We start from the raw sequence: 18,518 nt of genomic DNA, 5'->3' as shown, positions 1-18,518 counted from the left end.
ATTGGGAATTGGGAAGAGACAAGGAAGACAAGGGAGAGGGGGGAGACAAAGGAGAGACTTATTCAATAATTCCCCCCTTGTCCCCCTGTCCCCTTGTCCCCCTGATCCCTGCCCCTCTGCCTCTTCGGTGATTACGGTAGTCACATTATAAAAAAAGAAAATTAATGGTTGTAGCAAATCAACGTACAGTAGTGGTTACGGGAGCTTCAACAGGAATTGGCCAAGCATCTGCTTTGCTTTTAGACCAGTTGGGCTTCTCTGTTTTTGCTGGCGTGCGTCAAGATATTGATGCTCAAACACTTAAGCAGAAAGGATCATCAAGACTCATTCCGATTTTTTTAGATGTTACTGATGCTGAATCGATCGCAGCTGCGGTTGATAAGGTAACAAATGCAATCGGTGATACTGGAATTGTAGGTTTAGTGAATAATGCGGGTATTGCTATCCCTGGGCCTTTAGAATTATTAGCGATCGCAGAATTTCAACACCAAATGCAGGTTAATGTCACCGGACAATTAGCGGTGACACAAGCATTTCTTGGGCTTTTACGCCAAAGTCGGGGTCGAATTATCAATATGGGTTCCATTGCTGGTAGGAGTCCTACACCGTTTTTGGGAGCTTACAATGCTTCTAAATTTGCCTTGGAAGCACTTACTGATGTGATGCGGATGGAGTTACGGCCTTGGGGAATCTCGGTTTCAATTATTGAACCTGGTTCTATTGCTACCCCAATTTGGGATAAGTCTTTAAGTCAATCGGAAGTAGCACAGCACGATTTACCAGAATCGGCACAAAATCTTTACGGTAAAGCAATGAATATTGTCCGCAAGAAAATGCAAATCCTCGCATCTAAAGGAATTTCTGCGGATATTGTCGCTCAGACTGTTGTTCATGCGCTGACTGCAAAACAACCCAAGACACGCTATCTGGTTGGTTCAGATGCCAAACTCGGAGCGGTGCTAAAGCATATTTTACCCGATCGCCTACATGACAAGATAATTTTATACTCAATGGGATTGTAGATTAGTGATCGCCAACACTTTAGGGCTAGGGTGTGTTTTCAAACTACTCGTTTAGCCTCCTAATTTTTTAGCTCCCCCTAAATCCCCCGATAAATTGGGGGACTTGAAGAGATTTTTAGCGCCCTTAAAAAAGCTAGGGTGTAGGAGGGGCTATGATTTACCTTCTATGATTAGGAAGCGTTAAACTGAAAACCATAAGTAAAATCTCGTATATTTTGACAAACTTATGGAGCCAGTATCGCTGACAGCAGCTGCGATCGCAACCTTGGTAATCACCAAAGCCTTTGAAAAAACTGGGGAAATCATCGGCGAAAAGGCTTGGAATGAAGGCGAAAAGTTGTTAGTTCTGCTGAGACGCAAGGAACCTAGCACGGCGAAGGTTATCGAACAGGCTAAAGCACAATCTTTAGATTATGGTCAAGCTTATCTCATTGGGCAGCAGGTAGAGGAAGCGGCAAAGAAAGATCCTGAAATTGCTCAAGCTGTGGAAGCTGTAGCCAATGAAGCACAACCTCAACTGACGAACACTATTATTGAAAATTGGCAGGGGATAAATATAAAAGGTGGAACTAATACCATTTCTGGTAACACCTTAAACTTCTGACTAAAGTCGCCCCAAGGGGAATCGATAGTTTCTACTGAAATACCGCAAAATTTGCCCCTGAGTGGGGTAACGGAGTTTGTCGGGCGTGAAGAAGAATTGCAAAAACTCCACCAACTTTTGCAGGATAATAAACAGGTGGCAATAGCTGCTATTGCTGGCATGGGTGGAGTTGGTAAAACAGAACTCGCCTTACAATATGCCAGCAAGCAACGCAACACTTACAACGGTGGGCTTTGCTGGTTGCTGGCAAAAACTGGAGATGTGGGTATTCAAGTTGTGCAGTTTGTGAGAACGCAGCTTGATTTAAAGCCGCCAGAAGATTTTGATATAGTCGCGCAAGTGCAATACTGTTGGCGGCGTTGGCGTGAAGGTGATGTGCTGCTAGTGTTGGATGATGTCAGCGACTATGAGGAAGTCAAGCCTTACTTACAGTCGCTACCTTCTCGATTTAAAGTGTTGATGACTACGCGCCAAAAGTTGGGACGCATCGCACAGTTATCTTTGGATGTGCTGCAACCAGAAGCGGCGCTGGAGTTATTAAAGTCTTTACTCAAAGAAACACCGCAGCGAATTGAAAAAGAATTAGCTTTAGCAAATCAGTTGTGTGAGTGGCTGGGATATTTACCTTTGGGTATGGAATTAGTGGGGCGCTATTTGGCGCGGAAACAGGATTTATCTTTAGCAGAAATGTTGCGGCGGTTGGAGAACAAGCGATTAGATGAGCGTTCTCTGTCTAAATCTAAGTCGGAAGCTGATATGACAGCACAACGAGGTGTGTTAGCAGCCTTTGAGTTGAGTTGGCAGGAATTAGAGGACGACGATAAACAATTGGGTTGTTTATTGAGTTTATTTGCCGCCGCACCTATACCTTGGAAGTTGGTGGAACAGTGTTTACTAGAGGAAGATGTAGAAGATTTAGAAGAAATTAGAGATGATACCTTGCTGAATCTGCATTTACTCCAGCGTAAAGATGAGGGGAGCTATCAATTACACCCACTGCTACGGGAGTTTTTTCAATATAAGCTTACAAGTTTAGATAAGGGGGAGGAATTAAAGCGAAGTTTTTGCCGGGTAATGGTAGCACTTGCTAAAGATATTCCTGAAACTCCCACCCTTAAGCAAATCACCGATGTCTCCCCCTACATATCTCATATAGCTGAAGTAGCGAAGAATCTTGTTCAGTACGTTAGCAATGATAATTTACCTTGGCCTTTTGTCGGTAACGCTAGATTTTACGATGGTCAAGGATTGTATGACCAAGCTGCACCTTGGTATGAGCTATGTTTAGAAGTTATCAAAGAATACTTGGGAGAGAAACATCCATTTGTTGCTAGTAGCCTCAACAACCTGGCATTACTCTACAAATCTCAAGGAAAATACAGCGAAGCCGAACCCTTATTTCTGCAAGCTTTAGCACTCAGGCAACGCTTGCTGGGAGTGGAACATCTAGATGTTGCCATTAGCTTCAACAACCTGGCGAATCTCTACAATTCCCAAGGAAGATACAGCGAAGCCGAACCGTTATTTCTACAAGCTTTGGCACTATGGCAACGCCTCCTAGTAACGGAACATCCAGATGTTGCACTGAGCCTCAATAACCTAGCGTTACTTTACAAATCCCAAGGAAGATACAGCGAAGCCGAACCGTTATTTCTACAAGCCTTGGCACTATGGCGACACCTGCTGGGAGCAGAACAGCTACCTGTTGCAAGTAGCCTTTACAACCTAGCGGGACTCTACCATTCGCAAGGAAGATACAGCGAAGCCGAACCGTTATTTCTACAAGCTTTAGCACTCAGGCAACGCCTGCTGGGAGTGGAACATCCATCTGTTGCGATGAGCCTCAACAACTTAGCGGGACTCTACTGTTCCCAAGGAAGATACAGTGAAGCTGAACCTTTGTTCCTGCAAGCTTTGGATATTCTTGAGCGACGGTTAGGGGTGAGTCATTTCAATACTATTGCTGCTCGTGAAAACCTGGCAAATCTTCGCGATCGCCTCCCCCCAAATCCAGAATAAGCTAGTTTTGTGCAAAGCGTACCGTGATAAAACTGAAAAGTGCGTTAGCGAAGCTCACCGAAGTTATTGCTTAAACTCGAAGTTTCATGTTCTGAGGTGGAATGATGTTGTTGTAAAGGCGATCGCTCTAGTTTAAATTGTAAATCGACAAGCGATCGCCCAGACTAAAATTAATATTGAATTAAGTAAAAATGCCTGATTACCATTCAAAAGCAGCTTTTACTTTCTCAAAAGCAGCTTTTAATTTCGCATTTTAGTGTTTTCCACAAATAAAAGCAGCTTTTACTTCTTCAAAAGCAGCTTTTAATCTCGCATTTTAGTGTTTTCCACAAACAAAAGCAGCTTTTACTTCTTCAAAAGCAGCTTTTAATCTCGCATTTTAGTGTTTTCCACAAACAAAAGCAGTTTTTAATTTCGCATTGTAGTGTTTTACGCAAGCAAAAGCAGCTTTTAGTTTCTCAAACCCCAGTTTCCTTACTCATTTAAGTAATTCACACATTCATTTTGGTATATCATTGAGCCTAAAACTGGCGTAGGCGTAGCCCATCGGAGACATGGCTTTAGAAAAGAAGTATAAATTGACAAGCGATCGCTGTTGTCGTCAGACATCCCTTCTTGGTAAATCTTAAAGGCTATTCCATTCATCTAGCGTCATTTCCCGCTCTAAAATCACCTCAACTTCCCCAATCATCATCCGCAATTGCGGTACAGAATACTCATCATTAGAGGGAATAGTTAGACGATGTTGGCCATAGACCATAAACTGATGTCTTGTTCCAGAATAAGTCCCCTCAAACCCAATCCGTCGTAATTCACAAAATCCCGACGCTTACACGGTATCCATCGGCTCAAGGCTCGGCTCCTTGTTGAGGTCAATATTATCAATTACTGGTAGAGAATGTCCCAGCTTTAACCCAAGTAAAATCCAGTCTTCCAGCGTTGAGCGTAATTCATCTTCACACTCGCGCAAAGTCGATGCAAAGGCTATCACTCCTTTGCAAACAGGAATTCTACCTGTAAATGTACCATCTTCTAACTTGTCATAAATTGCCTGGGCGATCGCTCGGTCAACATAGTCGCTCAGAATAAATCTTATCGCCATGAAATCTCGCGTTGTTCTACCAGTTTAATCTTACGTTAAAAAATTGATTCTTCTGATGGATTACCTCAGTTGAATGATGTTGTCCGTGCGTAGGCGTAGCCCGTCGGAGACATGGCTTTGGTAAAATTTCTTGGGTAATGCTGTGCGATCGCTAACCCACAGTTAACATCAGTATCATTTTACTTATATAGGTAGATAATGGAAATTAAAGTTATTAACGAACAATAAAATTTATAAGAAGTAATGCAGGTTTTGCTTACTCATTTAGAACCATCGAAGGTAATGAAATTTTGGGCAGCTTATAAACTAAGTGAAGATGATTATTTGCAAACCCCTCATGTAGAGACACGATTTATCGCATCTAAAAAACTGACACGTTAGAGAGACGCGATAAATCGCCGTCTCTACAAAGAATGGACTTGTCGATTATTCCTTTACAGACTAGTCAAAAATTAACTCTAAATTGAAGTTGTAATTAACCAACGCTTTTGCTAAAAGTCCTATTTTGTTGGGATTGTAGATTATTCTCTCGCCAAAGTGATAAAAGCTCTTTAATCACTCAAGCTGATGATGAGTTCAATAGAGCTACAAAATTGTACTTAACAGTACCTTTTTTTGGATTGGATATTTTTAATATTCATAAGAGTACCTTATTGAATATTAAGCATTTTTGCTATTTATACTTATAAGAGTATTTCTGCTTACTTTAACTAAAATCTCAGCATTGCTATGTGCTACATCTAACTAATGTACAAACAATTATCAGAAATGTTGCTAGTGTAGTTAATAGTTAGATGAAAATAAAGCATAAATTCCCTAAAATCAATATATTTATTCAGTAAATTTTGTCATCCTCATTCCTGAGTGAACTTGATTAGATATGCTCCTAGATTTAGAAAGATTTTATCAGGCTTGCAATCCGAGCAGACCTCTAATTATAGGAAACGCCAGCGATCGCAGGTACTATATCGATTTTGCTGCGGTGCGGGGTGGCAAAATCATCGAAGCTTTGCAACGCACGATCGCCCGAATCTCTCCAGATGAACCAACTTGTCAGCTATTTACAGGACATCTCGGCTGTGGAAAATCAACGGAGTTGTTGCGACTCAAAGCTGAGTTAGAAGCGCAGCAATTTCATGTAGTTTACTTTGAGTCTACCCATGTCTTAGAAATGGCAGATGTGGATGTGACTGATATTTTGTTGGCGATCGCTGGACAAGTAAGTGAAAGCCTAGAAGCCATGAAAATTAGGCTCAAACCTGCTTACTTTACCAAGTTGTTCGGTGAGATTGTGGATTTTCTGCAAACGCCAATTGACCTTGGGGTAGAAGCAGAATTATCTATGGGAATTGCCAAAATTACAGCTAAAACTAAAGAAAGTCCTCAATTGCGGCGGCGGTTAAGAGATTATTTAGAACCACGAACAGCAAATATTTTACAGTCAATTAATCAAGAATTGCTGCAACGTGCTACCAACGAACTGAAAATCAGAGGTAAAAAAGGACTGGTGGTTATTGTTGATAACTTGGATAGAGTTGCAATTCGACCTTTACCATCGGGGCGATCGCTGCCAGAATACTTATTTATTCAGCGTGGCGAACAGTTACGCAAACTGAATTGTCATGTAGTCTACACTATTCCGTTAGCGCTGACTTTCTCCAACGATAGCGCCGAACTTCAGCATCGTTTAGGGGGAGGAGTTGCGCCAAAAATGCTACCGATGATCCCTGTACGCCTGCGCTCTGGAGAGATTTTTCCTCAAGGGCTAGCAATGATGCGGCAAATGATATTAGCTAGAGCTTTTCCAGACATTTTACCTAGCGATCGGTTAGGCTTAATTACAGAGGTGTTTGATAGTCTGGAAACCTTAGATCGGTTGTGCTTGATTAGTGGTGGTCATGTCCGCGACTTGCTAGGGTTACTGTTTGACTGTCTGCGAGAACAAGATCCACCTTTTGAGCGGGAATGTGTCGATTTGGTCATTCAAAGACAGCGAGATTACCGAGCCAATGCCATCGACCCTCATGAGTGGGAACTAATCTTTCAGGTGGTGCAACAGCAGAGAGTTAGAGGTGATATAGAATACCATACTTTATTGCGAAGTTTATTTGTATTTGAATACCGAGATCATCAAGGAGCTTGGTTTGCCGTCAACCCAGTTTTAGCAGAGACGGAAAAATTTAAATCATGGTTGAACGACACCCACAAGCAGATATAAGAGCAGCTAATGAGCGGGCTTTACGGAGTTTGGGGAGAGCAATTACCCTTTCTAGCGGTCAATTCTCCCTAGTTTTGGTGTGCTGCAATTATCGGGTTTTGCAAGAACAAATGTTGCAACGACTCGAAGAAATTTCTTCAGGTGTACACCATATTCAAAAGGTAATTCTGCCGCATAATGCTAGAAGTCTTTACACAAGTATTCATTTACAACTGGTAACTGAAGAGAATCCGCCATCGGCGTTGATGATTTTGGGTTTAGAGTCAGTAGATGGAATTGACGATTTACTCAGGTCTGTCAATCATATTCGTGATGAGTTTCGCAAACGCCACCCATTTCCGATGATTGTCTGGGTGAATGAAGAAGTGTTGCAAAAGATAGTCCGTTTAGCACCCGATTTTGCTAGTTGGGCGGCTACACCGATTCGGTTTGAGATGACAACTCAATCATTGCGGCAATTTCTACAACGGGAAACTGACTCTTTATTTGCTACGGTGTTACCAAGTGATGCTGCACAACACCAACCTCCTCAAGTTGCAAAGCATTATTTGACTGTGGAGCAAGTCTGGAAAAATAGCTATGAACTTCACTTTGCAATTGAAGAGTTGCACAATCGTGGGATTACCTTAGAGCCAGAATTACACGCTAGTTTAGAGTTTGTTTTTGGTTTAGATAATTATATTAGCGATCGCATCAGTACAGCTTTAAGCCATTTTCAGCAAAGCTTACAAGTTTGGCAAAAGTTGGAGGAAATAGGGAGCAGGGGAGCAGGGGGAGCTAGGGGAGATGAGGGAGTATTTTCTTTGCCTACGCCTCCTAATCCTCCATCTGTGCTACCTCTGCGACAGGGAATTTTGCTGTTTTATATTGGGCTTTGTTATTGCCGTTTCGCAGAGCAAAATCAAACAGAAAACCGTCGTCATTGGTACACAGCTAAATTTTATTTTCAGCAATGTTTGAATGTTTTGCAGGTGGCTGGGCGTTTAGATATAGTTGCTGGGTTTATTGGGCAACTTGCTGAAGTTCTGCAATATCTGCAAGAGTGGGAAGAATTGCAGACTGTTGCTCAAAAGTCTTTGGAGTTGCATCAAACTTATGGTAGTCAAATCCAATTAGCTTGTGACTACGGTTTTTTGGCACAAGTGGCTGTGCAGCAGTCGCGGTGGGTACAGGCGAGTATATTAGCACACGTATCTTTGCTGAAATTAGGTGAAGCGCAAAAGCATAATGACCCTTATAACTGCTTTTTTCCATTACTGTTAGCGCAAATTTACTATTTAGTTTTGGCGAAAGCACAGCGAAATTTAGGTGAATTGGTAATCGCTGATGAATACTTAGGAAAAGCGACAAAAGAATTGCCAGCAGCTTTAGAAAGCAGTGCCCATCAATACGATGCCCATCGTTATATTCGCTTATTGCGGACACTGCGATCGCTATACTTTGAAGAAAGTTGCTATTTGGAAGCTTATTACATTCGACAGAAGCGGCGTTCTGTTGAGCAGCAGTATGGTTTTCGGGCTTTTATTGGTGCAGGACGTTTGCAACCTCAAAGACAGGTGACAAACCCAGCATTGATGTCACATTCTGGGAGTAGCAGCGTTGCTTTAGAAATTGCTGCTTCTGGTCGAGAGCGTGATATTAATAACTTAATTGGCAGAATTAGCCGCGCCGATCAAAAGCTGACGGTGATTCACGGTCAATCAGGGGTGGGTAAGAGTTCTATTGTCACTGCTGGTTTAGTTCCAGCACTGCAAAATCGAGCTATTGGCGATCAAATAGCTGTACCTGTAGTATTGCAAGTTTATACCGAGTGGGTGCGGGAATTAGAGAAATCTTTAAATGAAGCGATGTCTGCTGACACATCCCTTGCCGTCTATGCCGATCTTAACTTAGAAACAGGCATTGAAGCAGAGGCTTTGCCTTACTCTGACACACCCATTACCATCGTCAGAATTATCCAACAACTCAAACAAAATGCTGATAATCACCTGATTACAGTTTTAATTTTTGACCAGTTTGAAGAATTTTTCTTTGGTTATAGCGATCGCAAACAGAAGCAAGAATTTGATAAATTTATTAGCGATTGCCTGAATATCCCCTTTGTCAAAGTTATCCTTACCTTGCGAGAAGATTACTTACATCGTTTGTTAGATTTTAAACATCTCTCGGCACTAGAAGCGATTAATAACAACATTCTCGACAAGCATATCCGCTACCAATTGAATAACTTTTCGCCAGAATATGCCAAAGCAATTATCCAAAAATTGACCGAGCGATCGCAGTTTAATTTAGAACCAGCTTTAATTGATGCCTTAATCGAAGATTTATCCACAGAATTTGGAGAAGTCCGCCCCATTGAATTGCAAGTTGTCGGAGCGCAACTTCAAGATGAGCGCATTACGACACTAGAAGAATATCAGCCATATAGACCCAACAAACTCATCGAGCGATATCTTAAAGAACTGATTAAAGACTGCGGCCCAGAAAATGAACGAGCCGCATTACTCGTCTTATATTTATTAACAGATGAAAGTAACAACCGACCTTTTAAAACTCGTGCTGAGTTAGCGGCGCAGTTAGCAGAATTAGAAGATGCTGGCAAATTAGAGTTAGTATTAGATATTTTAGTGCGCTCCGGTTTAGTAGTACTATTTCCTGATGTACCAGAACGCTATCAACTAATTCACGATTATTTAGTAGACTTGATTCGCTACCTGCAACAACAAGAATCAAGCTTACAGGTACAACTAAATCAGTTGCGCCAAAAAGTAGAACAAAGCCAAACTGAAATTGAGCGACTTAAGAGCGAACTTAGTCAAAATGAACAGCGTTCAAAATTAGTAGATCCTTATCCCCAACAAGGTTTGGACTTATTAACAGAATTACGAGAATTACACAAGCGCGAAGAATTGAGTCAGTTAGAAATTGAGCAATTACGAGCCGAACTCAAAGAAAAAGAATTAACAGCTAAACTTGCAGAAAGTCAAAAGAAACAGAGACTTAGTGAAGCTCAATTAAATCGTTCGTTGAAAATTGCTCTAACTGCTTCTTTTCTCGCCATATTGGGATTAAGTGTTTCCATTGTGACAGCAGTAGATAGCGAAATTAAAACCCTTAGTGCATCCAGTGAAGCGCTCTTTGCATCGCAAAAAGGTATTGATGCTTTAAAAGATAGTTTAAGGGCGGGAAGAAAATTACAACAAACAGTTTGGGTCGATTCCTATACAAGAGAGCAAGTACAGACGGCGCTATATCAAGCAGTTTCTGGGTTGAGAGAATATAACCGTTTAGAAGGGCATATATCTGGAGTAAATAGTGTTACATTCAGTCCTGACCGCTCTTTAATTGCCTCAGCCAGCGCAGACACTACAATTAAACTTTGGCTTCCCGATGGTAGCTTGTTCAAAACCTTATCGGGTCATGAAGATGTAGTTAATAGCGTCAGTTTCAGCCCAGATGGTCAAATTGTTGCTTCCGCCAGTCAAGATAAGACGGTGAAACTGTGGAGTCGAGAAGGCGTACTGCTTGTTACCTTATTAGGACATCAAGGTGTAGTAAATAGTGTCAGTTTTAGCCCAGACGGTCAAATTATTGCTTCGGCGAGTACAGACAAGACAATAAAACTGTGGAGTCGGGATGGTAAACTGCTCAAAACCTTGCAAGGGCATGATGGTGCAGTTTTGAGTGTCGTTTGGTCAACCGATGGACAAACCATTGCTTCCGGGAGTGCTGACAAGATAGTGAAATTGTGGAGTCGGGATGGTAAACTGCTCAAAACCTTGCAGGGACATGAAGATGCAGTTTTGAGTGTCGCTTGGTCAACCGATGGACAAACCATTGCTTCTGCTAGTTTAGACCAGACAATCAAATTGTGGAATCTGGAGGGTAAATTACTGCGAACCTTATCAGGGCATAGTGCTGGAGTTACCAGCGTTACTTTTAGCCGTGATGGTAATACGATCGCTTCCGCAAGTACCGACGAAACGATCAAACTCTGGAGTTCCAGAGGCGTGCTGTTAGGAACCCTGAAGGGACATAATAATTGGGTCAACAGCGTCAGTTTCAGCCCAGACGGTCGCACCCTAGCTTCTGGAAGCCGCGACAAAACTGTTAAACTCTGGCATTGGGACGATGTGTTATTGCGAAAACCCAAAGCCGATAATGATGACTGGATAACTAGCATCAGTTTCAGCCCAGGCGATCGCACTTTAGCCGCAGCAAGTCGAGACAAAACTGTGAAACTCTTCAGTCGAGACGGTAAACTACTCCGTACTTTCACTGGGCATGAAGGTCAAGTTTGGGGAGTTAGTTTCAGTCCCGATGGTAAAGTAATTGCCTCGGCTAGTAAAGATAAAACAGTAAAGCTTTGGACTGCTGACGGTAAACTCCTCAACACCTTACAGGGTCATAATAGTACCGTCTTGGGTGTAGCTTGGTCGCCTGATAGTCAAGTAATTGCCTCAGCCAGTAAAGATAAAACAGTAAAGCTTTGGAGTCGAGACGGGAAACTACTCAACACCTTGCAAGGGCATCAAGATGCAGTAAATTGGGTAAGTTTTAGCCCCGATGGTAAGTTGCTAGCCTCAGCCAGTGATGACAAAACCGTAAAAATCTGGAGTATAGAAGGTAAATTGCTATACACCTTAAATGGTCATAGCCGCCGGGTAAATGGAGTTGCTTGGTCGCCTGATAGCCAAGCGATCGCTTCAGCTAGTATTGATAGCACGGTGAACATTTGGAGTCGGGACGGTGATTTGCTAAATACTCTTACAGGGGATGGTGATAGTTTTATTAGTGTAAGTTTTAGCCCAGATGGTAAGACTTTGGCCGCTAGCAGTGATGACAAAGTGAGGATTTGGAACCGAGAAGGGACATTACTAATTGCTTTGAAAGGCTATGAAGCAGAGTTAACCAGCGTCAGTTTCAGTCCTGACGGTAAGACTTTAGCTGCGGGTAGTGGTAATGGCACAGTGATTTTCCAAGATTTGGCAGATATCCAACTGGAAAAGTTACTGGGACGGGGTTGCAATTTGCTGCATGATTATTTGCAGACTAATCAGAAAGTCATGAAGAGCGATCGGGCCTTGTGTTCTGGTAGGTGATGGAGAAGAATTATAAGAGGCGATATTGAGATCCCAAAGGCGCGATAAATCGTGGTCAAGATAAAGGACTGATTATTGTAAAGACGGCGATTTATCGCGTCTCTTACCTTAACCGAACAGTATTAGGAGCGATGCTAAGATAAATAAACTGATTCACTCGCGCCAAAGTTCAATGACTATTGCCAAACTGTCCGAACTAGGCATTACTCACCTTCCCGACCATACTGAGTTACCAGATTCAGATGGAACCTTTGTGAAAAATTTTCAAGAACATCCACAAAGCATACTCTTAACTGACTCCCTTCAAGGTGTATTACAAGAAATTCATCCAGATAAACAGTATTGTATTGGTCAAGATTGTGGCATTTACTGGCGTTTGACCGAACCACCTGAACGCGGTGCAGAAGCACCCGATTGGTTTTACGTCCCGAATGTTGCACCTATGTTAAACGGTCAGTTTCGGCGTTCGTATGTGTTGTGGCAAGAATATGTTGCTCCCCTAATTGTACTGGAATTTGCTTCTGGGGATGGTTCACAAGAAAGAGATAATACTCCAATTACTGGTAAATTCTGGGTATACGAGCAAGCAATCCGCGTACCTTTTTATGGCATTTACGAATTTAGCAAAGCTGCGATTGAGGTTTATCACTTAGTTGATGGTAGGTATCAGCAACTCACAGTTAACGAACGTGGACACTATGAGATTTCCTCGATGGGTGTCGAATTGGGTATTTGGCAAGGACAGTATGGAAATACTACAGCGCCTTGGTTGCGTTGGTGGGATACACAGGGAAATTTATTACTAACTGGTGAGGAAAAATCGCAGTTATTAACACCTCAATTAGAACAAGAACAAGAAAAATCGCAGTTATTAACATCCCAATTAGAACAAGAACAGCAAAAAGCCCAGCGTTTAGCAGAACGCTTGAGACAGCTTGGGATAAATCCTGATGAAGTTTAATATCTGATTGGGGATGGATTCACGAGTGTTATAAGCAGTACTTAGCTTTATAGAGACAACGCTAAGAGCGATCGCGCCTTGTGTTCTGGTAGGTGATGTAGAAGAATTATAAGAGGCGATATTGAGCAGTAACCGCAGAAAATCCTGGCTGTAATGAGTCAGTACGTTTAAAATAACTACACTATTGGACAGTAAACTACCCACAAACAACCCTTTGGTTAGAGTGGTGCGAAGATAAATAAACTGATTCATTAGCGTAGCTCTAGTTCTGCTGCTGCATATATTCCACCACCCGGAATCATTGAAGTCGTTAGCAACAACTGGAAAGACGACTATTTGACAAAACTTGCTGAATATGAGGACTTAGGCGTTTTCGAGTACATCATTGTGGACTATGCTCCTTTTGGTGGCATTCGCTTCATTGGCTCTCCCAAGCAGCCAACCATTACAATCTACCAACTTGAAGATGGAGAGTATTTACCCCCAAAGGTATTTCGAGGGCAGGATCGAATTGATTCTAGATTGTTCCCGAACATTCCCTTAACAGCTGAACAGATTTTTGCAATGAGTCGCTGATTAGTATTATTGAGGCTGCTGAGGGCTTTCGATTTTGTCATAAGATAAAATTAGTAATTGGATACCTTAAATAAATAATCCTCGTTTATGCAAAAAATTGTATCCGACCCAAAAATAATGATGGGCAAACCTGTCATTTCAGGAACTCGTATTACAGTTGAGTTAATTATTGAAAAACTTGCTGCTGGTGAAACATCTAAACAAATAGTTGAAGCGCATCCGCGACTTACCGATGAAGGAATTAAAGCAGCTTTGACATTTGCGGCTCAAGCTTTACGGTATGATGTGGTTTATCCAACGATTGAGAGAGTTTCTTGAAGATTTTAGGGGACGAAAATTTAGATTGGCAAATCGTTGAACGTCTATGGCTTGATGGTCACTAAGTTTTGTATGTTGTGGAAATGGAGCTAGCAATTGCTGACGATGAAGTTTTAAATTTGGCTATAGCGGTTCCCATTCAGATGCAGTACAACATTATCACCAGGTATAGGGGCACGGGCAATGCCCTGCCCCTATGGGTGTACCTCACGTAAACGAGAACCGCCATAATAATGAAGTGCAATTCTATTAACATTAGATAAAAATTCTGGTGAGTTAGTTTTCCATTTAGTTAAAAGTTATGCAAGACAAATTTCCCGCAATTGAACGTAGTGCTTTAGAAGTAATTCAGACAGCCTTAACGTATTACTTAAATAATTTACCTTCCCAACTGAGTGAAGGACAGTTATATGTATTAAAAAACATAATAGAAGATGTTGAAAAATCACTAGAAGATAAAAATTGTTATGAGGAAAAAACAAAGTGTATATACTGTAATGGGACAGGATATATAGAGAATTCAAGTTACTCTATCTGAAAACTATTGTTCTGTCTGCATTGGTAAAGGTTATATTGATTAATATGTCATCTTAAATGGGACTATCCAAACCGTATTGCGTGATGCATAAGAATTATGAGAGGTATCAGATAGAATTTGAGTTCAATTCCTTCATACATTCAAAGCAATGTCAATACGCTTGGGTTAAAGCTAAAACTCTTTGTCAAAGTCAATTAATTTTTTTAACGACGTAGACGCATAGCACTTGCCGCAGGCTACCGCTACAGGCGCAAAGAGAATCCTAAACGAAAAAGAGGAGCGGAGGAAACCTAGTTAATTATCTAGGACTTACGCAAAAACCCTCTCAAACTCTCATTCCTCCGTGACCTCTGCGCCCTCTGTGGTTCGTTTTCCGTTACCCATGTGTAAGTCCTATTATCTTAAGATACTTTTACTGCTTTCCAGGAAATATTATAAAAATAAAATCCCTATGACCTGCTATTAATCAAGGTCTTAGGGATATTTTCGCTTACGGGACTGGTGCGGCTCGAACGCACGACCTGACGCTTAGGAGGCGTCCGCTCTATCCAACTGAGCTACAACCCCAACTAGGAAGCATATATGATTATAGCAGTAGTTTTAGCGAGACTGCCAAACATTATCCCAAGAACCACCGCCTACTTCTAAGCCACAAAGAAAACTTTCTGCTTTTAGAATTATTTGAGATTTTCTCCCATTTAATTCTCGTAATTCTAAATTTAACTTTCCTTGCATGGTATCTCGGCAACAATATCTTAAACCTTCTGCTGTAGGCGCACGCAGAGGTGTACCAGGTAAATCTGTGATTCCTGTCAATTCAATTTCATAATTAGAGTTAGCAGCTTTCATTTTCCATCTACCCCAAGGCTGAATTTCCCAGTCTACTTGTGAATTCCAGGGAACGAATTCATAAAACTTACCCTGATAGTGCAACCCAATCATCGCTACAGATTCCATCCACCACAGCACACCCCGCCGTCCACCGCCAGCAGTTAAGGCTAAGTCCGGTTCGCCTTCAAAGCAATTACAATTTATCCAAAACCATTTTTGAGGAAAAGCACCGCCCCAATTTTTCTCACCGTAGGCTGGGGCGTTAGTAAATTCGTAGATTTTGCCATTCCAGTCAATTTTCCCACTGGCTAAACCGTGAGCCATCAAAATCTGCCATCCAGGTTCAAAAATCTGTGAGAATGAGAGCCAGCCTGCGGTTGATTGCTGAATGCTATTTTTATTGCCCCAGCCATATACTGGTTGAATTTCATACTCCCAACGGCAATAATTATTGGTGGCGCGTTCGCAAATCACTCCCTGATTCAAGGTGGCTGTAGCTTGATAACCTTCTTGAACATGATGCTCAAACTCTGCTGGTAAAAGATATAGAGGAGCAATTTGCAAATCCGTTTTACCCCAATGACCTAAACCTAAAACATCCCGACTACCCCAAAATTTCTTCACATCAGGAAAAGTACGCCATAAATACTCATCATCTGGACCGAGGATTTGGGCCGCACCGCCACTGTGGGGTTTACCGCCGATAGGATCTTCGATGGAGTACATAAAGGCGAATGTTTGCCCAATTTCTGGTAAAGTGACGCGATAATACCAGCCTTCAAAGAAACGGCGACTACCGCCATCCCAGTGATAACCAGAATGGGGCGTTTGGGTTGATTGGAGGAGATTTAGAGGAATGGTTAACATATATCTATATAGTTATAGTTGCCGATTTTTCCAGTATGCGCGATCGCTCCGATATTAATGATGCTTATGAAATTCTTGGGCTAGAATCCGGTGCATCTCAAGCAGAGGTGAAGCGAACTTACCGTAAACTGGTGAAAATTTGGCATCCCGATCGCTTTGTCGATCAAAAGCAAAAACAGGAAGCTGAGGAAAAAATTAAATTAATTAATGTAGCTTACAATAAGCTCAAGTCAGAAAGTCCATCCGAGCCTCCCATTCCAGAAAATCCCTCTTCATCTTCGCCTAAAAAACCCACAAAAATATCTGTCAATCGTTGGGATGCACAAGCTTTCTATACTTTAGGAGTAGAGAATGCCACCCAAGGAAGATATGAGGATGCGATCGCAGATTTTACCCATGCAATTCGTCTCAATCCTCGCTATATTGAAGCGTATAAATATCGTGGGCTAGTTTGCTCACAACTGGGATATGAATATAGAGCCGCTTCAGATTTAAATAAAGCTGCACAAATAGAACAAGAGTTGAGAAATCCGGGCGCTGCAAGGAGAGTGCGATCGCCTAGATATGTATCAAAGCCTAGACCTTTGCTAGAAAGATTTTGTCAAGGGATTAAAAAAATATTACGGCTAAATCGGCGTTGGAGATGAAAACCGCTTAGACGGCGATACCATACTTTGAGTTAGCTAATACTTATGCTTGGGAATACTAAGTGTAGTAAGCTTTGCTGCTGATTTTTTAGTATTCCTTGTATGAGCGATCGCTTTGATATAAATCATGTTTACAATATTTTGGGGTTAAAACCAGGTGCATCTGTTGATGAGGTCAAGCAAGCTTACCGCCAGATGGCTAAGACTTGGCATCCAGATTGTTTTTTTGAACCGCACCAAAAGCTAGAAGCGGAAGAAAAAATCAAAGAAATCAATCAAGCTTATGCAAGGTTAAAGTCTTATCAGCCAAATGAGACAAATCAATCTGCTTCCACTTCCACCAAAATTGATTTCACTCCATCTAATGCTGAAAGTTTCTACAAACTGGGCATGGAGAAAGCTCAAAGAGGAAAATATACTGAAGCAATAGAAGACTTTACCCAAGCGATTCGTCTCAACCCCAACTACTTTGAAGCTTATAAATACCGAGGACTTGCTTGCTCGAAACTAGGATATGAAAATAGAGCTTGGTCAGATTTGAAAAATGCCAGAGAACTGGAACTGAAACAGACAAAAACACCGCCCAAACCTACATCACCACCGCCAAAGCCAGCAACGCCACCACCACCACCTAAACCTACATCGCCACCACCAAAGCCAGCAACACCACCGCCACCTAAACCTACATCACCATCGCCAAAGCCAGCAACGCCACCACCTGAATCACAGTCTCAACCTTCACCGTGGAAATGTGTACACACCCTGACTCATCTCAACTGGGTTTTTACAACTGCAATCAGTCCAGACGGGCAAACTTTGGCTAGTGGAAGTAGTGATAATACTATCAAGATTTGGCATCTCGACACAGGGAAATTACTACATACTCTCACTAGTCATACAAAATGGGTAAGATGCCTAGCTTTTAGCCCAGATAGCCAAACTCTGGTTAGCGGCAGTGATGATAGCAGCATAATAATTTGGCAAGTGTCTACAGGTAAATTACTCAAGACGCTCAAAGTACATTCAACCCCAGTTTTTTCTGTAATCTTTAGTCCAGATGGTCAGACTATCCTGAGTGGCGGTACAGATACTACTATCAAGGTTTCCCATATAGAGATGGGACAATTACTGCAAGTCCTCAAAGGTCATTCTGGCCTAGTTTACTCCCTTGCTATTTGCCCAAAACAACAGATTTTTGTCAGTAGCGGTGCGGATAAGACCATTAAGCTGTGGAATTTGAAGAGTAACAAACTACTGCAAACTCTCAACGGACATTCAGGTTGGGTGATGTGTGTCACCATTAGCCCTGATGGAAAAATTTTAGCTAGTAGCAGTTATGACCAAACTATCAAGCTATGGGACAGTAGTACAGGTAAGCTAATTAACACACTTGCCGGACATCACAGCTATGTTTGGTCTGTTGCTTTTAGCCCCGATGGTCAGCATCTTGCCAGTGCTAGCGCAGACTATACTATAAAGTTATGGCACATTAGCACTGGACAACAACTTTACACTTTGGGCAACCATTCGGATTGGGTGAACTCCGTCGCTTTCAGTCACGATGGCAAAACTTTGGTTAGTGGTAGTCGAGATATGACAATCAAACTTTGGCGATGCGATGTCTAATTCAGGGTTAAATCGATGTTGAAGAGAAGAAGCGCTATGTAGCGCTTCTGTGTTGAATCCAATACATACTGGACTAAAGCATTGATA

At 41.9% G+C, this 18,518-nt stretch carries 14 protein-coding genes, 1 tRNA gene and 1 pseudogene; 11 read left to right on the top strand and 5 right to left on the bottom strand.

Annotated elements, in window-relative coordinates; translation table 11 throughout:
* The first annotated feature begins 164 nt into the window (after positions 1-164).
* The 3 genes from RMZ41_RS02480 (at position 165) to RMZ41_RS02470 (ending at position 3,645) form a co-directional block, all read left to right on the top strand.
* On the top strand, positions 165-1,022 hold the full coding sequence (locus RMZ41_RS02480; RefSeq protein ID WP_322645021.1) for an SDR family oxidoreductase: 858 nt from the start codon (positions 165-167) through the stop codon (positions 1,020-1,022).
* Between the two features lie 226 nt (positions 1,023-1,248).
* Complete coding sequence (locus RMZ41_RS02475) at positions 1,249-1,626, top strand: hypothetical protein (protein WP_322645022.1); 378 nt, start codon at positions 1,249-1,251, stop codon at positions 1,624-1,626.
* Between the two features lie 51 nt (positions 1,627-1,677).
* Positions 1,678-3,645: a tetratricopeptide repeat protein gene (locus tag RMZ41_RS02470; RefSeq protein WP_322645023.1), complete on the top strand. Its 1,968-nt coding sequence runs from the start codon at positions 1,678-1,680 to the stop codon at positions 3,643-3,645.
* A gap of 625 nt (positions 3,646-4,270) precedes the next feature.
* Here the strand turns inward: RMZ41_RS02470 and RMZ41_RS02465 are convergent.
* Positions 4,271-4,405: a hypothetical protein gene (locus RMZ41_RS02465; protein WP_322645024.1), complete on the bottom strand. Its 135-nt coding sequence runs from the start codon at positions 4,403-4,405 to the stop codon at positions 4,271-4,273.
* 69 nt (positions 4,406-4,474) lie between these two features.
* Positions 4,475-4,747 carry a type II toxin-antitoxin system HicB family antitoxin gene (locus RMZ41_RS02460; RefSeq protein ID WP_229473067.1) on the bottom strand — a complete coding sequence of 91 codons (273 nt, stop codon included), beginning with the start codon at positions 4,745-4,747 and terminating at the stop codon, positions 4,475-4,477.
* 880 nt (positions 4,748-5,627) lie between these two features.
* Here RMZ41_RS02460 and RMZ41_RS02455 point away from each other — a divergent pair.
* The 3 genes from RMZ41_RS02455 (at position 5,628) to RMZ41_RS02445 (ending at position 13,028) form a co-directional block, all read left to right on the top strand.
* Entirely contained in the window at positions 5,628-6,965 is a 1,338-nt protein-coding gene (locus tag RMZ41_RS02455) for a P-loop NTPase fold protein (RefSeq protein ID WP_322645025.1), read from the top strand.
* Entirely contained in the window at positions 6,935-12,067 is a 5,133-nt protein-coding gene (locus tag RMZ41_RS02450; RefSeq protein WP_322645026.1) for an eIF2A-related protein, read from the top strand. The genes RMZ41_RS02455 and RMZ41_RS02450 overlap by 31 nt, the downstream gene beginning before the upstream one ends.
* 172 nt (positions 12,068-12,239) lie before the next feature.
* The gene (locus RMZ41_RS02445; RefSeq protein WP_322645027.1) at positions 12,240-13,028 is read left to right on the top strand and encodes a Uma2 family endonuclease; all 789 of its coding nucleotides are present in this window, start codon (positions 12,240-12,242) and stop codon (positions 13,026-13,028) included.
* Here RMZ41_RS02445 and RMZ41_RS02440 read toward each other — a convergent pair.
* Positions 12,981-13,280, bottom strand: a complete 300-nt coding sequence (locus RMZ41_RS02440) for a hypothetical protein (RefSeq protein ID WP_322645028.1) — start codon at positions 13,278-13,280, stop codon at positions 12,981-12,983. The two genes, RMZ41_RS02445 and RMZ41_RS02440, sit on opposite strands and share 48 nt — an antisense overlap.
* Before the next feature lie 6 nt (positions 13,281-13,286).
* Here RMZ41_RS02440 and RMZ41_RS02435 point away from each other — a divergent pair.
* The 3 genes and pseudogenes from RMZ41_RS02435 to RMZ41_RS02425 all read left to right on the top strand — a co-directional run.
* Positions 13,287-13,604 (top strand): annotated as a pseudogene (locus RMZ41_RS02435) (Uma2 family endonuclease); the annotation flags it as partial.
* 87 nt (positions 13,605-13,691) lie between these two features.
* Entirely contained in the window at positions 13,692-13,922 is a 231-nt protein-coding gene (locus tag RMZ41_RS02430) for a DUF433 domain-containing protein (RefSeq protein ID WP_322645029.1), read from the top strand.
* Positions 13,923-14,223: 301 nt separating this feature from the next.
* Positions 14,224-14,460: a hypothetical protein gene (locus tag RMZ41_RS02425; protein ID WP_322645030.1), complete on the top strand. Its 237-nt coding sequence runs from the start codon at positions 14,224-14,226 to the stop codon at positions 14,458-14,460.
* 493 nt (positions 14,461-14,953) lie between these two features.
* On the opposite strand, the gene RMZ41_RS02420 is transcribed toward RMZ41_RS02425, so the two are convergent.
* Together RMZ41_RS02420 and RMZ41_RS02415 are read right to left on the bottom strand one after the other, a co-directional pair.
* Positions 14,954-15,027, bottom strand: a tRNA-Arg gene (locus RMZ41_RS02420).
* 33 nt (positions 15,028-15,060) lie between these two features.
* Positions 15,061-16,158, bottom strand: coding sequence for a tocopherol cyclase family protein (locus RMZ41_RS02415; RefSeq protein WP_322645031.1), 1,098 nt, complete (start codon positions 16,156-16,158; stop codon positions 15,061-15,063).
* 35 nt (positions 16,159-16,193) lie between these two features.
* On the opposite strand from RMZ41_RS02415, the gene RMZ41_RS02410 reads away from it, so the two are divergent.
* Positions 16,194-16,805, top strand: coding sequence for a J domain-containing protein (locus RMZ41_RS02410; protein ID WP_322645117.1), 612 nt, complete (start codon positions 16,194-16,196; stop codon positions 16,803-16,805).
* A gap of 102 nt (positions 16,806-16,907) precedes the next feature.
* On the top strand, positions 16,908-18,431 hold the full coding sequence (locus tag RMZ41_RS02405; RefSeq protein ID WP_322645032.1) for a DnaJ domain-containing protein: 1,524 nt from the start codon (positions 16,908-16,910) through the stop codon (positions 18,429-18,431).
* Positions 18,432-18,518: the final 87 nt, after the last annotated feature.

Source organism: Nostoc sp. DedVER02, assembly GCF_034530675.2.
In the GTDB taxonomy this organism is placed as follows: domain Bacteria; phylum Cyanobacteriota; class Cyanobacteriia; order Cyanobacteriales; family Nostocaceae; genus Nostoc.
The sequence above is the reverse complement of the archived record's forward strand: the minus strand, read 5'-3'. Positions and strand labels throughout refer to the sequence as shown.

Bases quoted from the DNA above. Each gene is read 5' to 3' on its own strand.
- RMZ41_RS02480 (WP_322645021.1), top strand. From the start codon at position 165: ATGGTTGTAGCAAATCAACGTACAGTAGTGGTTACGGGAGCTTCAACA.
- RMZ41_RS02475 (WP_322645022.1), top strand. From the start codon at position 1,249: ATGGAGCCAGTATCGCTGACAGCAGCTGCGATCGCAACCTTGGTAATC.
- RMZ41_RS02465 (WP_322645024.1), bottom strand. From the start codon at position 4,405: ATGGTCTATGGCCAACATCGTCTAACTATTCCCTCTAATGATGAGTAT.
- RMZ41_RS02460 (WP_229473067.1), bottom strand. From the start codon at position 4,747: ATGGCGATAAGATTTATTCTGAGCGACTATGTTGACCGAGCGATCGCC.
- RMZ41_RS02455 (WP_322645025.1), top strand. From the start codon at position 5,628: ATGCTCCTAGATTTAGAAAGATTTTATCAGGCTTGCAATCCGAGCAGA.
- RMZ41_RS02450 (WP_322645026.1), top strand. From the start codon at position 6,935: ATGGTTGAACGACACCCACAAGCAGATATAAGAGCAGCTAATGAGCGG.
- RMZ41_RS02445 (WP_322645027.1), top strand. From the start codon at position 12,240: ATGACTATTGCCAAACTGTCCGAACTAGGCATTACTCACCTTCCCGAC.
- RMZ41_RS02440 (WP_322645028.1), bottom strand. From the start codon at position 13,280: ATGAATCAGTTTATTTATCTTCGCACCACTCTAACCAAAGGGTTGTTT.
- RMZ41_RS02430 (WP_322645029.1), top strand. From the start codon at position 13,692: ATGCAAAAAATTGTATCCGACCCAAAAATAATGATGGGCAAACCTGTC.
- RMZ41_RS02425 (WP_322645030.1), top strand. From the start codon at position 14,224: ATGCAAGACAAATTTCCCGCAATTGAACGTAGTGCTTTAGAAGTAATT.
- RMZ41_RS02415 (WP_322645031.1), bottom strand. From the start codon at position 16,158: ATGTTAACCATTCCTCTAAATCTCCTCCAATCAACCCAAACGCCCCAT.
- RMZ41_RS02410 (WP_322645117.1), top strand. From the start codon at position 16,194: ATGCGCGATCGCTCCGATATTAATGATGCTTATGAAATTCTTGGGCTA.
- RMZ41_RS02405 (WP_322645032.1), top strand. From the start codon at position 16,908: ATGAGCGATCGCTTTGATATAAATCATGTTTACAATATTTTGGGGTTA.